The following is a 13,807-nucleotide window of genomic DNA, read 5'->3' as shown; positions in this document are numbered from 1 at the left end:
ACTCAGCATGTAGCTGAGTTTTATTTTTTGAACCATTAAGAGTATTGAAGTTGTTAAGGTAAGTTAAGGGAAACATCAAAGATGTTTTTAAGTTAAGCGCATAACTTTAATATTCTTAATTATTTTCCCGCAGATTTCACAGATTTCGCAGATCTTTTTCCTATTTATCTGCTTAATCTGCGAGAGAACATTGAGATTGCTTCACCTTCGGTTCGCAATGACAGTGGTAGTGCGAAATTTTATCGGAGATAAAATCTTTGCGCCTTAAAATAGAAAGTTTTTACTATCATTTTGCGCCTTAGCGTTTCCCAACAACAATAAAAAACTCAGCATGTAGCTGAGTTTTATTTTTTGAACCATTAAGAGTATTGAAGTTGTTAAGGTAAGTTAAGGGAAACATCGAAGATGTTTTTAAGCTGCGCATTTCATCTTAATATTCTTAACTATTTAATTTTTCTTAATGGTTTAATGTAATTTATTATTTCACAGCCGCAATAGCTGCTTCATAATTCGGTTCTTGAGCGATATCAGGTACCTGTTCCTCATAGATGATCTTTCCTGAAGGATCTATCACCACAACGGCTCTGCTCAGGAGACCTTTCATGGCAGAATCTACCAATTCTACACCATAGTTCCATCCGAAATCGGAACGGAAATCGGAAAGCATCACTACATTTTTAATTCCTTCCGCTCCACAGAATCTTTTCTGAGCAAAAGGCAGATCTTTGGAAATACAAAGTACTACCGTATTGGGAAGATTTCCTGCTTCTTCATTGAAATGATGTACAGAAGCAGAACAAACACCAGTGTCTACACTCGGGAAGATATTCAGAATAACGTATCTTCCTTTGAAAGAATCCAACGTCTGGTCATTCATATTGACATCTGTAAGGGTAAACTTAGGAGCTGGTTTATTCAGTGCTGGTAATTTGGCATAAGTATGAACTTCTTTCCCGCCCATTAAAACCGTATTTGTAGCTTTAGATTTTTGAGCAAAGCCCACCACAGAGAAGAATAGCAGTGCGCCGCAAACTAATTTTGAAAACATGAAATTTATTTTTAAGCTAAATTATTCTTTTTTTAGGAGCTAAGATTAATTTTAATTCAAATAGATCGAATCTATTATCAGATTATTTTTTTCAACACATTTTACCTCTACCTTTATGTTATAAAAATGTAATAGTTTCAAAGGTGTCATTCTGAATGAAATAAAATGTAATGAAGAATCTCATATAAAAATCAATAAAGATTTTTCCTTCGTCAGAATGACAAAAGTCAAATAATTTAAATTTTGAGACAATCTCAATCTTATCACATAAAAAAATAGAAAGATTTATGAGTTCAGAAAATATCGCATCATTCCATCACATTTTTAAAGGAGAAAACGAAATTCCGGAAGAATATAAAGTTCCGGTCATCCATCAGAGAACTTATCTTTTGAATGGAGAACTGGTAGAGTGGAATGGTGATGTCACCGAAATTTATTCCCCGGTATGCATCCCCACAGAAAACGGATTGGAAAGAAAACTTCTGGGAAGTATTCCGAATATTGGTCCGAACGAGGCTATGGAAGTTCTCGAAGCCTGTGTAAAAGCCTACGATAATGGGCTGGGTGAGTGGCCGACAATGTCTGTGGAAGGACGAATCAAATGCATGCAGAAATTCGTGTACCTGATGATCCAGCAAAGAGATCTGATCATTAAATTACTGATGTGGGAAATCGGAAAAACACTGGCAGATTCTACCAAAGAATTTGACCGTACTGTGGATTATATCAATCAGACCATTGATGCTTTGAAAGATCTTGACAGAGAATCTTCCCGCTTTCAACAGGCAGAAGGAACAATAGCACAGATCAGAAGAGCACCACTTGGAGTCGTTTTAAGTATGGGACCTTTCAATTATCCGCTGAATGAAATTTTTACCACATTGATCCCTGCTCTGATCATGGGAAATACCATCCTTTTTAAACTGCCGAAACATGGTGTCCTTGCCCATTATCCTTTATTAAACGCTTTCAAAGAAGCCTTCCCGAAAGGAACAGTGAATACATTATATGGAAAAGGATCAGAAATTATCACTCCCATTATGGAAAGCGGAAAAGTGAATGTGCTTGCCTTTATCGGTTCCAGTAAAGTGGCGAACGGACTGAAAAAACTACACCCGAAAGTAAACCGTTTAAGAGCCATCCTAAGTCTGGATGCTAAAAACGCAGCCATTGTTACCAAAAATGCAAATCTTGATGTGGCAGTGAGTGAGTGTATTTTGGGTGCGCTTTCTTTCAATGGACAACGATGTACGGCATTGAAGCTGATATTCGTTCAGAAAGAAGTGGCATTGGAGTTTACAGAGAAATTAAGTGCAGCAGTTTCTGCTTTGAAGGCTGGACTGCCATGGGAAAAAGATGTGAAAGTAACTCCACTTCCGGAGGTCAATAAACCCGCTTATCTGAAAGAATGTATTGATGACGCTTTACAGAAAGGAGCTGCAGTACTGAATAAAGATGGAGGCTATACAGATGAATCTTTTGTTTTCCCGGCAGTAGTATATCCTGTAAACAGTGATATGAAGCTTTATCATGAAGAACAGTTTGGTCCTGTGATTCCTGTTGTTCCGTTCGAAGATATAGAAGAACCTATAGAGTATCAGGTAAATGCTTCACATGGGATGCAGGTAAGTATTTTCAGTGAAGATCCTCATGAAGTAGCGAGACTGATTGATCCGTTTGTAAATCTTGTAAGCCGTGTCAATATCAACTGCCAGGCACAGCGAGGTCCCGATGTTTTTCCATTTACCGGAAGAAAAGACAGTGCAGAAGGAACTCTTTCTGTTTTTGATGCGCTCCGCTCATTCTCCATCCGGTCTCTGGTGGCTGCAAAACTGACAGATTCCAACAAAGAACTACTGAATACTATTGTCAGAGAACATGATTCTAACTTTTTAAGCACAGATTATATTTTCTGATTCTGACTGATATTGCATTTAACATAAAATAAAAATCCTCAATAAACACCTTAGTTTGTTGAGGATTTTTTTAACTTAATGCCGGAAATTATAGTTTTGTGTTATAATAAGATGGTGTTTTTTAGAAATATCATCTAAGGATCAGTGTGTAAATCATGTCTTCACCCGAAAAAGAATTTTTAGAGAAAATTGAAAAACATAAAGGTGTTGTTTTCAAGATCTCTAAAATGTATATGGATAATAAGGACGATCAGAATGACCTCTATCAGGAGATCATTTATCAGGCCTGGAAATCATATGGTGATTTTCAAAAGAGGAGTGATTTCTCAACATGGCTGTACAGAACTGCGCTCAACACAGCAATTGTTTTTTTGCGAAGTGAAAAAAAACGTAGTTTTATACAGAATCAGAATGTAGATGGGCTGAGTGCCCGCCAGGAACCTTATAATGATACGGATGATATGAATATGAAGCGGATGTATGAAGCTATCCATCAGCTAAGTCCCATTGATAAAGCCCTTATATTCTTCTTTTTAGAGGGTTTTTCCGGAAAAGAGATTGCCGTACAGCTGGGAATTACAGAAGTGAATACACGGGTAAAGCTGAAGAGGGCAAAAGAAAAGCTGAAAGAGATCATCATCAGGCAGGGTACAGGTTCCTATTAAAAATAACACTATGGACTTAGAAAATTTTAAAGAAATTTGGAATAAAGATACAGGACAGGAATCTCCTGAAATTTCTCTGGAAAAACAGAAGGAAATACATTCTCCACTACAGATGCTGAAAGTGAATATGGAAACTGAATTCTGGCTGATGATTGTTACATTGCCTTTGCTTTTAACAGGTTTTCCATTTGCTTCTACTGATTCTAATATTAAAACGATATCAGCATTTGTCACCATCCTGACCGTTGCGATTATTGTTTATTTTTATTCCCGCTTCCTGAAAGTGTATAAACTGCTCAGAAAAAACAGTATCAATACAAATTATGATTTGTTTAATCTCAAAACGCAGCTTCTCATATCGAAACAAATTTATATTTCCTACTATATTGCTTATATCCCGCTTGGGTTTCTTTTATCTCTGATTCAGATTAATTTTCATTTTGACAGGGAATATAACCTGGCTATTTTCGGGATCAGTCTTTTGATTACCCTTTTGTTGATTGCTTTTATTATCAAATACTGGATCTACTATATGTACGGAAGATACATTGATGATGTAGTACGTTTGGTAGACGAACTTAATGAAATTGAAGTAAGCTCAAGAAGTGAAAAGAGAACAACATGGTTTGAACGTTCACAGAGATTTTTAATGAATAAAATGGGTATTAAAGGCAATATCCTGAATACTGTTATTTGGTTTGTATCCATGTACTTTATTATTATTTTATTTTTAACAGTTGTCCTTCTGATCATTATTATTGTAGGAGCAAAACTTGATTTTCTGGATATCGGATCATTGCAGAGGGCTTTAAATAAACTGAATTAGAAATTACGCTATCTTCTGTAAAATTTCTATCTTTAGAAAATTGAGTTGTAAAAAAATATCACATGGATGATTTTAAAAATCAGGTGTATTCTATAGAAGAATTTCTGGAACTGGTAAAGACTAAACAGGATAGGAAAGTATCCTTTGACCCGGAATATAATTATGCAGTCTATTCTTCAACAGATGAGTTTAAACCCGAAATGAAAGTTTTTATCGGAGATCCTCTGGATATTGGTGAGCATGATAATGAAATCTTGCCAGATTTTGTTTTTCATAACAAGCTTCATTATATGTGTTCAGATGAAAATATTCAGGATGTGGTGGATCTTGCTTTCAGACAGCGTGCTGATATTAGCTCTTCTCAGCTTATTACTGCTCTGAACCATTATCTTGAAAAAGATGATTTCTTAGATTTTAAATAATAAAAGAATTAAATACTTAAATAAATAACCTGATGTGAAAAAATATCAGGTTATTGTTTTTTTGGATGTAACATTTTTACTTTTTTTCTACTAACTAGTCAGGTCAAAAAAAATTATTTCGACTCGTACTATTCTGAGGAAATAGTAAAAAGCTTAAAAAACACACAATGAGACCTGACAGTATTTTTCTGTCAGGTTTTTTATTTCTTTTGTAAAAATCTGTAACAATTTTTTTAAACGAAAACTAACTCTATAGAGTAAATGCCCATGACCTCATTAGAACAAGAGTTTATAAGTCAAATTGAACAGCATAAAGGAATTCTATTTAAGATTTCTAAAATGTACATGACTGAAAAAGATGACCGTGATGATCTTTTTCAGGAGATCACCTATCAGCTCTGGAAAGCATTTCCTGGTTTCAGAGGCGAAAGTGAATTTTCTACATGGCTATACAGAATTGCTTTGAATACGGCCATTATTTTCCTGAAATCAGAAAAGAGAAGAAGTTTTATTGGCCATGAAGATTTTTCTAATCAGATTATTATCCAGGAAGATTATGATGATCGTAAAGAAGAACGTCTGGCTGAAATGTATAAAGCTATCCATCAGCTTAATCCTATTGACAAGGCCTTTATATTCTATTATCTGGAAGATTTTTCTGGAAAGCAGATTGCCGAACAGATGGGAATCTCAGAAGGCAATGCAAGAGTGAAAATGAACCGGGCCAAAAATAAACTTAAAGATATCTTAAGCCAAATAAAAACCAACCAACATTAAAATCAGTAATCCAATGAATATCGATGAATTGAAAAATACCTGGAACGAAGATATTGTGGAGGAAACTCCCGAAATAAGCATAGAACAGAGCAATAAACTGAATCTTCCCCTTGAAAAAATACGCAAAAATATGCGTGTGGAATTCTGGTGGATGATAGGAATCTTTGTCTTCGCTTTTCTGGTGTGCGCTGTATGCAGACCATTCAAACTTCAATTGTACATCACGGTATTAATTGCTTCCATGCTTTTGGTTACCGTTTTCTTTTTCAGTAAGTTCTTTAAACTGTATAATGAAATCAGTAACCCTGTACCCAAGACTTATGATTCTCTGAAAGATCTTGTGATGCAGCTCAATCTTAATAAACAGTATTATCTCTCATATTATATCAGTTTTGCCCCGTTTCTTGTATGTGAGATCCTTATTGTCCTGGAGTTTATCCCGTGGCCAAAACCTCTTAGTGAATTAAAGATTGCGGTGATCTTAATTAGTACAGTAACCGTAGGATTATTTTTGCTTTATATTATGGGAAGATTTTGGTATCAACGCTACTATGGAAGATATATCCAATATATTGAAGATCTTTTGGAAGAATTAAAAAGATAAAAAAGAGTTCGGCGGGCTGAAAGCCCGCCGAACCTATATTCATTATTGTCCTTTATGTTCTTTTTCTTTGGCAATTTCGTTTTTTATCCAATCCAGCTGTGGATCTTTTTTGTCAATAATATCCTGCATATTTTCAGTAACAGTCACATCAGGAACAACCCCTTTCCGTGAGTCTGAAAAACTGATATTAGGCTGTACCAAAAGTAGTCCTATGGGAAATCTGATTTCAGAATTAGGAAGCTTTTGGTAGGAATAAAAACCGGCAACAGTTCCATCATTGGCACCACCTGTTTCTTCTCCCACAAGCGTTGCTCTTTTATCATTTTTAAGTTTGGCGGTAATAATAGAAGATGCCGAGAAACTTCCTCCGTTAATCAGTACAAAAACTTTTCCGTGGAAAGCATCCTTTTTAGGTTTTGTAGGTTTGTCAGCTTTCATCTTGTAGAAAACCTTTCCGTCCTTTTTATACGTGCTGAAGGTCTGTGCAAAAAAATAGCTCGGGTAGGCAATACTTTTAAGAGCATATTGTAATGGGGAGCTTTTTCTGAAATAATTGGTACGCAAAGGAGCATCCCTTGAAGTTAGCTGAGACGGTTTTATCAGGGTAAACGGAGTATCCGCTAAATACGAATACAGATTATTGATTTCATACAGTGAACCGCCGTAGTTATTTCTGACATCGATGATAAGATAGGGAGACTTTGCATCATTGATCTTGGCAAAAGTCTTCTTATAAAACTCATCCGAATAATCTCTGGAAAAGCTTTTCACCTTAATATAAGCTATAGTACTGTCTTTGTCCAGAAACTTGAAGCTTCTGTTATATGAATTACTGGAAGCCACATAATCGTTCAGTTTCTTTTCCGGAGTCTTTTTCTGCATTTCCTTATCCTTTTCAAGATCAGTATCAGATTTTGTTTCTCGGGTTAAGGTATATGTCTTTTTTTCTCCTTTATAGAGGGTTTCAAGAGTCGCTTTGCTGCCAAATCCATTTTCGGCAGTGTAAAAATTAAAGAACAGATCTTTTAAAAAATATGGGTGGAAAGTGGTATTATCCCCATCACTGCTGATCAGGCTTCTGTATTTCTTGATATAATCGGAAACAGGAACATGATTGATGGATAAAATTTCAGTTCCGGGTTGTATGTGTTCAATAGAATCCCTGTTCTGAATAATATACATCTGATCTCCCGAAATATAATATTCAAAACGACTGAACATTCCTTTCTGATGTTCCAGTCTTTTTATTTCACTTTTAGTAAATTTCTTTCTGGGAATTCTCAATGAAAGATGCCCTTCTCTAATTCCTGCAATAACAGGTTGAAGCTTGAAATAAAACTGAAGAGGAGTAAGAGGTTCGGTGATGGTCTGTTTAAGGCTGTCAAATTTACGTTCCAGCTCCTTCTTGGGAATGTACCAGTATAATTGTGGATGCATTTGCTGTAATTTTGAATACGCAAAATCCACATCTTCTTTCAGTTGCTCCGGTGGAATACATGAGGCCCGCTGTTCGTTGTGTTTTTTTATAGAGGCACAAGACGAAAAAATAGCGAGAAGAAATATTACCGAATAATTTTTCAATGTATCTGAGTTTTTTTAGGGTGCTAAAATAGAAAGTTTAAAATTAATCCTGATGTAAATGAATAATAAATTTTTAAAAATACATGATAAATTTAGTTAAAAAATGTAGTAAAATGGAATATATTTTCATTTAAAAACAAAAGTCAATACATTTGATATTTATTTTGTGCAGATGATTTACTGGATTATTACGAGCGTGGCTGTTTTGACGGTTACTTTTTTTATAGTGATCAATATGAAGGCGTTTGGTGGAGTGCCAAAAGGGAAGAGGCTGAAGCGTATCAGACAGTCGAAACTTTATAAAAAGAAACAGTTCCGGAATATCAGTCACACTCCTTCCATTACAGAAGGCTACAAGATGTGGAAAGTAACCTACGATTTCCTTTTAGGGAAAAAAGACCCGTTGCTGAAACCTTTAAACGAAATACCTTCTATTCGTACCAATTTGAAAAATATAGGTAAGAATGAGGATGTATTTATCTGGCTGGGGCATTCATCTTATTACTTGCAGACAGATGGAGTTTCCTTTTTAATAGATCCTGTTCTGAGCCTGTATGGATCACCTTTCAAATACTTTAATAAAGCTTTCAAAGGTTCAGATATTTTTAAACCTGAAGATATTCCATGTATAGATTATTTGGTCATCACCCATGATCATTTCGACCACCTGGATTATCCAACTGTAAAATCTATCGAAGAAAGAACAGGAATGGCCATTATTCCTTTGGGAGTAGGTGCGCATCTGGAAAGATGGGGCTATCCTGAGACTAAACTTATTGAAGAAGAATGGGGAACAGAAGTCGTTCTGAAAAATGATATAAAAGTTGCTTTCACTCCTGCCAGACATTTTTCCGGCAGAAGGGTAAGGCAGAATGATACTCTTTGGAGTTCCTATGTTCTGATAACACCTACAAAAAGAATTTTCTTAGGTGGAGATAGCGGCTATGATTCCCATTTTAAAATAATAGGAGAGCAATATGGTCCTTTCGATTATGCTGTTCTTGAAAACGGTCAGTATGGAGAAGCATGGAGATACATTCATACATTGCCGGAAGATGTTATTCAGGCTGGTATTGATCTGAAAGCAGAGTATATTCTTCCTGTTCATGCTGCAAAATTTGCATTAGCACTTCATCCATGGAATGAACCTTTGCAAAAGATAACGGCTCTGGGAAAAGAAAAAAATAGGAGCATCCTCACTCCGATGATCGGCGAGGTAGTACATCTGAATCAGCCAGAACAGCAATTTACAGCCTGGTGGGAAAGCTGATCAGGCATGCCAGATTTCTTTATATCTTGCGGGGTGATTTTCAAACTGTTGTCTTACAAAATCACATTCCGGGTCTACAAGCAAATCTTTTTCTTCTGCGTAGCGTACCAGTTCATCCAGCAATAGTTTGGCATATCCTTTTCCCTCACGCTCTTCGTCAAGTTTCGTATAATATACAATAAGCAGTCTTCCGTCAACCTCTATGGACATATAACCTGCCTTTTTCCCATCGATAAGTAGCTGCAATTCATCCTGATATTGAGATACCTGAAACTTTATATTTTCCATGACAATGTAAGATTTGGTTGATTAAAAATAATTTGAGAAGATTTCTTTAAAAACATTCTCTCCATTAAAATTACGAAATTAAATCATATGAAATAATAGTTTTCAGGAATCTTAACGAATTTTATAACATAAATGGTAAAAAGATAAAAGATAAAAGATAAAAGATAAAAGATAAAAGATAAAAGATAAAAGATAAAAGATAAAAGATAAAAGATGTTGTTGTAAAATTCAATAGAGGTGGGTTTTAACCCGCCTAACAATAAAATATCGATCCATTGGCTTTAGCCAAAACTTAAAAAATAAATTTTAAGCCTCCAGATCTAAACCTTCAATCCATTGATTATGAATGTTGTTTTCACTTTCATTTTCTAATAAAAACTCATCACTTTTTAACTCTATTTTAAACTCATCAACATTCAATAATTTGATGAAAGAAGAGAAAATATTTCAAAGATAATCAGTTGTTTGTAGTTTTTCTTAACAAATATTAGTATTTATAATTAAGAATTGGCACTTTAATTGACTATCACTTGATAATTATTTTTAAAGTGGAATGAAATGAAAAAGTTAATATTAACAGCATTATTGGTTGGGACATTCAGTTTGAGTTATGCCCAGTCAGATTATTATAATGACTACAGAAGGAGTATTTCAGATATCAACTGGCAAAGGGTAATTACTGATCTTGTGCTTTCAACAACGCAGGCCAATCAAATCTATGTACTGAATGACAGATACCATGATTATGATACATGGAACAGAGTGTATGTAGTAGAACCGGGAAGATGGAGAAACGACCGTTATTCAGAGCTGGAAAGAATTCTGGGGAGAGAAAAGTATATCATCTTTAAAAAGAAATACTACAGAGGACAAAACCCTGTAATGGTTTACGGAAGAAACAAAAACGATTATAAAAAATACCGTAAACAACAGGAAAAGTATTATAAAAATCAGGAGAAATACTACAAAAAACAAAATAAACATCATGGTCACGGACATGATGATGATTGGGACTAAAATATTATCAACTCAATATTCACTTTTAAATGGCTGGCAGCATTGTCAGCCATTTAATTTTTTAATCCCGTAATTATTATGATTTAATTTGTTTGATTTTTATAACTTTGATCTATGGAATCACACGAATCACTGAATGGCTTTTATGAAAGGAATGCTCCTAATCTGGCATCTCAATGTATTGGGGTGAATAAAATGGGGCACTTCAATGTCTTTTCACGGGAATATTGCTCTCCGCATACTCCTTACAGCAGGAGAGATTATTATAAGATTTCACTCATCATTGGAAAAGGGAAACTTCATTATGCTGATAAATGGATCAAAGTAGATCGTCCCGCTTTATTGTTTTCCAATCCCATTATTCCTTATTCCTGGGAAGCGGATGATGAGGATCAGAAAGGCTGGTTCTGCCTCTTTACAGATCAGTTTCTGCACAATGGAAGCCGTATAGGAAATCTTCAGGATTCTCCGCTGTTCAAAATTGGTGGAACTCCTGTTTTCTTTGTCGATGAAGAACAGCAGAAGATACTTTCTGAGATGTATACCAAAATGATGACGGAGATTCAGTCGGATTATATTCACAAGTATGATATGTTGAGAGCATACCTTCATCTGATGATTCATGAAACAATGAGAATGCAGCCGGCAGAAAGCTTTGAACCTTATCAGAATGCTTCCCAAAGAGTGGCTTCCTTGTTTATGGAACTTCTTGAAAGACAGTTTCCTATTGACAGTCCGGAAGCTTTTTTGAAATTAAAAACTCCCAACGATTATGCTCAGAGTCTTTCTATTCATGTGAATTCTTTAAACCGTTCGGTAAAAGAGATTACAGGGAAAACAACCAGCCAGCAGATTACCGGAAGAATTATTCAGGAAGCCAATGCCCTATTGAAACATACAGACTGGAATATCTCTGAGATTGCTTATGGATTGGGCTTTGAAGAACCTGCTTATTTTACCAATTACTTTAAAAAACAAACCGGAATTACTCCTAATGCCTTAAGAATGGATGTTGTTTGAATTTTATAATTTTTAGTTTGAATTCTATATCGTGGCGGGTTTCCGGATGCTCTAATTTTGTCATATAAAATTAAATCATACCTATCATGAAATTTAAAAAATTAGGAAACACAGAAGAACAGTTATCAGCAATCGGTTTAGGATGTATGGGAATGAGCTTTGCTTATGGTCCTACAGACGAGCAGGAAAGTATCAATACTCTGCACAGAGCATTGGACTTAGGGGTTAACTTTTGGGATACAGCAGATATGTATGCCAATGGAGAAAATGAAAAACTGATTTCCAAAGTTTTAGTCCCAAACAGAGATAAGATTTTTATTGCAACCAAATTTGGATTCAGGTTTAAAGATGGTAAAGCAAGTCACAGTGGAGCTCCCGGAACGTATTTCGACGGTTCTCCGGAATGGATCAGAAAGGCCGTAGATCTAAGTCTTCAAAGATTAAAAATAGATACCATTGATTTGTATTATGCCCACAGAGTAGATCCAAATGTGCCCGTAGAAGAAACCGTAGGAGCAATGGCTGAGCTGGTAAAAGCCGGGAAAGTGAAGTATATTGGATTATCTGAAGCTTCAGCAGAATCTATCAGAAAAGCCAACAAAATCCACCCTATTGCAGCATTACAGTCAGAATATTCTATCCTTACCAAAGATGTTGAAAAAGAGATTTTACCAACCATCAGAGAGCTTGGGATTTCCTTAGTGCCTTATTCACCATTGGCAAGAGGACTTTTTACCAATATTTATGAAGTGCAGAATCTTGGAGATGATGACTTTAGAAAATCATTACCACGCTACCAGCAGGAATATCTTGAAAATAATACTAAACTGGCTAATGAGATCAATGAGTTGGCAGCTTCCAAAGGAGTAAAGGGAACTCAGTTGGCACTAGCATGGGTATTGAATCAGGGAGACGATATTATCCCGATTCCTGGAACAAAAAGAATTAAATATCTTGAAGAAAATATTGCAGCTGTCAATATTGAGCTCTCCCAGTCGGATCTGGATACCATTGATGCGATCCCGAAAAAATACCCGAACGTAGGGGAAAGATATACAGAAGGATCAATGAAACTGGTGAACAACTAAAAACGATTCATATAAAAACTGAGTTCCTGATAATGAAGGAGCTCAGTTTTTTTGTTTTAAATTTTAAAATGAAAAGCACTCAGCTATGAACAGAAGAGAATTATTAAAGAACGGATTGTTAGCAGGAACATTGAGCATGATTCCTTTTTCCGGCTTAATGGCACAGTCTAAAACAACTGTTGAAAAAACTGGAAATGATCTTTCCGGTTTTAAAAAATTAAAGCTTGGAGAACTGGACCTCTTTGTACTTACAGACGGATATATTCATGAAGAAAATCTGAACTCATTCGCTCCCAGAGGAACTGTTTCAGAATTAAAGTCAATCCTTAAAAACAATTTCAGACCGGAGAATTATATCGATATGGCGATGAATATTCTATTGGTTAAAACGAAAAATAAACTCATTTTATTCGATACGGGAATGGGAATTTTTGCTGATGAAAGAACCGGATTTCTATTAAAAAGTCTCCAAAAAGCAGGATTTTCTGCGAAAGATATCACTGATGTTTTTATCTCTCATGCCCATCCCGACCATATCGGAGGAGTTGTAGATAAACAGAATCAGTTTGTTTTCCCCAATGCCGATATTTTTATTTCTAAGATAGAACATGATTTCTGGATGAAAGCTTCTATCAAAGATTTCAGTAACAGTGCTCTGAAAACACAACCTGAATTTCTTAATCAGGTTATCCCGGCAGTCCGGAATATTCTGAAAACCATTCAGCCAAAGCTGAAATTTTATGACCTTAATCATCCACTGTATGAGTATTTTAGTTTCCAGTTAGCACCTGGCCATACACCAGGTTTAACCGTTACAACCATTTCTTCAGGAAATGAAAAACTGATCTATATCGCAGATTTGATTCATTCTGATGTAGTCCTTTTTCCCCATCCTGAATGGGGCTATTTTGGTGACACTGATCTGGATATCGCAACGGCATCAAGAAAAAAACTCCTTCAGCAATTGGCAGATACCAAAATCAGAGCATTTGCTTATCATTTACCATGGCCAGGTCTTGGGTTTACCAAAACAAAATCTTCAGCATTTGAATGGTTCCCGGAAAGTTTTATGAATTAGGTAGCAGGTAGCAGGTAGCAGGTAGCAGGTAGCAGGTAGCAGGTCATAGATTGCAGGTGAGAGGTAAAGAGGATAAGGGATACATTGACCTTGATTAATAAATAGGTGCTCAGCATTCCCCTCCTCCGGAGGGGTGGCAAAAATTCAAAGAATTTTTGACGGGGTGGTTTATCAATAGCATCGGACTTTAGTCCGCTTTCACAAACA

14 protein-coding genes are annotated in these 13,807 nt (G+C 35.7%); 11 read left to right on the top strand and 3 right to left on the bottom strand.

The features are described from left to right. Positions 1-478 precede the first annotated feature (478 nt). Complete coding sequence (gene tpx / locus NK356_RS09380; protein WP_081906490.1) at positions 479-1,048, bottom strand: thiol peroxidase; 570 nt, start codon at positions 1,046-1,048, stop codon at positions 479-481. Positions 1,049-1,335: 287 nt separating this feature from the next. Here tpx and NK356_RS09375 point away from each other — a divergent pair, with 287 nt between their 5' ends. From NK356_RS09375 to NK356_RS09350, 6 genes are all read left to right on the top strand, one after another. After that, positions 1,336-2,964 (top strand): NADP-dependent glyceraldehyde-3-phosphate dehydrogenase, encoded by a 1,629-nt coding sequence (locus NK356_RS09375; protein WP_034697269.1) that lies wholly within the window; start codon positions 1,336-1,338, stop codon positions 2,962-2,964. A gap of 155 nt (positions 2,965-3,119) precedes the next feature. Continuing rightward, a complete protein-coding gene (locus NK356_RS09370; RefSeq protein WP_034697271.1) occupies positions 3,120-3,629 on the top strand; it encodes an RNA polymerase sigma factor in 510 nt (169 codons plus the stop codon). A gap of 10 nt (positions 3,630-3,639) precedes the next feature. Further along, positions 3,640-4,455 (top strand): hypothetical protein, encoded by an 816-nt coding sequence (locus NK356_RS09365; RefSeq protein ID WP_253316823.1) that lies wholly within the window; start codon positions 3,640-3,642, stop codon positions 4,453-4,455. 62 nt (positions 4,456-4,517) lie between these two features. Continuing rightward, complete coding sequence (locus tag NK356_RS09360) at positions 4,518-4,877, top strand: hypothetical protein (protein WP_253316822.1); 360 nt, start codon at positions 4,518-4,520, stop codon at positions 4,875-4,877. A gap of 267 nt (positions 4,878-5,144) precedes the next feature. After that, positions 5,145-5,654, top strand: coding sequence for an RNA polymerase sigma factor (locus NK356_RS09355; RefSeq protein WP_253316821.1), 510 nt, complete (start codon positions 5,145-5,147; stop codon positions 5,652-5,654). Positions 5,655-5,667: 13 nt separating this feature from the next. Continuing rightward, positions 5,668-6,258, top strand: coding sequence for a hypothetical protein (locus NK356_RS09350; RefSeq protein WP_253316820.1), 591 nt, complete (start codon positions 5,668-5,670; stop codon positions 6,256-6,258). A gap of 42 nt (positions 6,259-6,300) precedes the next feature. On the opposite strand, the gene NK356_RS09345 is transcribed toward NK356_RS09350, so the two are convergent. Further along, complete coding sequence (locus NK356_RS09345; RefSeq protein ID WP_253316819.1) at positions 6,301-7,839, bottom strand: S41 family peptidase; 1,539 nt, start codon at positions 7,837-7,839, stop codon at positions 6,301-6,303. 172 nt (positions 7,840-8,011) lie between these two features. On the opposite strand from NK356_RS09345, the gene NK356_RS09340 reads away from it, so the two are divergent. Continuing rightward, on the top strand, positions 8,012-9,109 hold the full coding sequence (locus tag NK356_RS09340) for an MBL fold metallo-hydrolase (RefSeq protein WP_253316818.1): 1,098 nt from the start codon (positions 8,012-8,014) through the stop codon (positions 9,107-9,109). Here the strand turns inward: NK356_RS09340 and NK356_RS09335 are convergent, their stop codons facing one another. Beyond that, positions 9,110-9,397 (bottom strand): GNAT family N-acetyltransferase, encoded by a 288-nt coding sequence (locus tag NK356_RS09335; protein WP_034697278.1) that lies wholly within the window; start codon positions 9,395-9,397, stop codon positions 9,110-9,112. 558 nt (positions 9,398-9,955) lie between these two features. On the opposite strand from NK356_RS09335, the gene NK356_RS09330 reads away from it, so the two are divergent. The 4 genes from NK356_RS09330 (at position 9,956) to NK356_RS09315 (ending at position 13,600) form a co-directional block, all read left to right on the top strand. Beyond that, positions 9,956-10,414, top strand: a complete 459-nt coding sequence (locus tag NK356_RS09330) for a hypothetical protein (protein WP_253316817.1) — start codon at positions 9,956-9,958, stop codon at positions 10,412-10,414. Positions 10,415-10,528: 114 nt separating this feature from the next. After that, positions 10,529-11,434, top strand: coding sequence for an AraC family transcriptional regulator (locus tag NK356_RS09325; RefSeq protein WP_034697281.1), 906 nt, complete (start codon positions 10,529-10,531; stop codon positions 11,432-11,434). A gap of 86 nt (positions 11,435-11,520) precedes the next feature. Then, positions 11,521-12,522 (top strand): aldo/keto reductase, encoded by a 1,002-nt coding sequence (locus tag NK356_RS09320; RefSeq protein WP_253316816.1) that lies wholly within the window; start codon positions 11,521-11,523, stop codon positions 12,520-12,522. 85 nt (positions 12,523-12,607) lie between these two features. Further along, complete coding sequence (locus NK356_RS09315; RefSeq protein ID WP_253316815.1) at positions 12,608-13,600, top strand: MBL fold metallo-hydrolase; 993 nt, start codon at positions 12,608-12,610, stop codon at positions 13,598-13,600. The last annotated feature ends 207 nt before the right edge of the window (positions 13,601-13,807 follow it).

The organism is Chryseobacterium sp. S0630 (assembly GCF_024158915.1).
In the GTDB taxonomy this organism is placed as follows: Bacteria; Bacteroidota; Bacteroidia; order Flavobacteriales; family Weeksellaceae; genus Chryseobacterium.
This window is presented reverse-complemented; position numbering and strand designations above follow the sequence as displayed.

What these genes read in the sequence shown, in the direction of transcription:
- tpx (WP_081906490.1), bottom strand. Translation starts at nt 1,048, where the DNA reads ATGTTTTCAAAATTAGTTTGCGGCGCACTGCTATTCTTCTCTGTGGTG.
- NK356_RS09375 (WP_034697269.1), top strand. Translation starts at nt 1,336, where the DNA reads ATGAGTTCAGAAAATATCGCATCATTCCATCACATTTTTAAAGGAGAA.
- NK356_RS09370 (WP_034697271.1), top strand. Translation starts at nt 3,120, where the DNA reads ATGTCTTCACCCGAAAAAGAATTTTTAGAGAAAATTGAAAAACATAAA.
- NK356_RS09365 (WP_253316823.1), top strand. Translation starts at nt 3,640, where the DNA reads ATGGACTTAGAAAATTTTAAAGAAATTTGGAATAAAGATACAGGACAG.
- NK356_RS09360 (WP_253316822.1), top strand. Translation starts at nt 4,518, where the DNA reads ATGGATGATTTTAAAAATCAGGTGTATTCTATAGAAGAATTTCTGGAA.
- NK356_RS09355 (WP_253316821.1), top strand. Translation starts at nt 5,145, where the DNA reads ATGACCTCATTAGAACAAGAGTTTATAAGTCAAATTGAACAGCATAAA.
- NK356_RS09350 (WP_253316820.1), top strand. Translation starts at nt 5,668, where the DNA reads ATGAATATCGATGAATTGAAAAATACCTGGAACGAAGATATTGTGGAG.
- NK356_RS09340 (WP_253316818.1), top strand. Translation starts at nt 8,012, where the DNA reads ATGATTTACTGGATTATTACGAGCGTGGCTGTTTTGACGGTTACTTTT.
- NK356_RS09335 (WP_034697278.1), bottom strand. Translation starts at nt 9,397, where the DNA reads ATGGAAAATATAAAGTTTCAGGTATCTCAATATCAGGATGAATTGCAG.
- NK356_RS09330 (WP_253316817.1), top strand. Translation starts at nt 9,956, where the DNA reads ATGAAAAAGTTAATATTAACAGCATTATTGGTTGGGACATTCAGTTTG.
- NK356_RS09325 (WP_034697281.1), top strand. Translation starts at nt 10,529, where the DNA reads ATGGAATCACACGAATCACTGAATGGCTTTTATGAAAGGAATGCTCCT.
- NK356_RS09320 (WP_253316816.1), top strand. Translation starts at nt 11,521, where the DNA reads ATGAAATTTAAAAAATTAGGAAACACAGAAGAACAGTTATCAGCAATC.
- NK356_RS09315 (WP_253316815.1), top strand. Translation starts at nt 12,608, where the DNA reads ATGAACAGAAGAGAATTATTAAAGAACGGATTGTTAGCAGGAACATTG.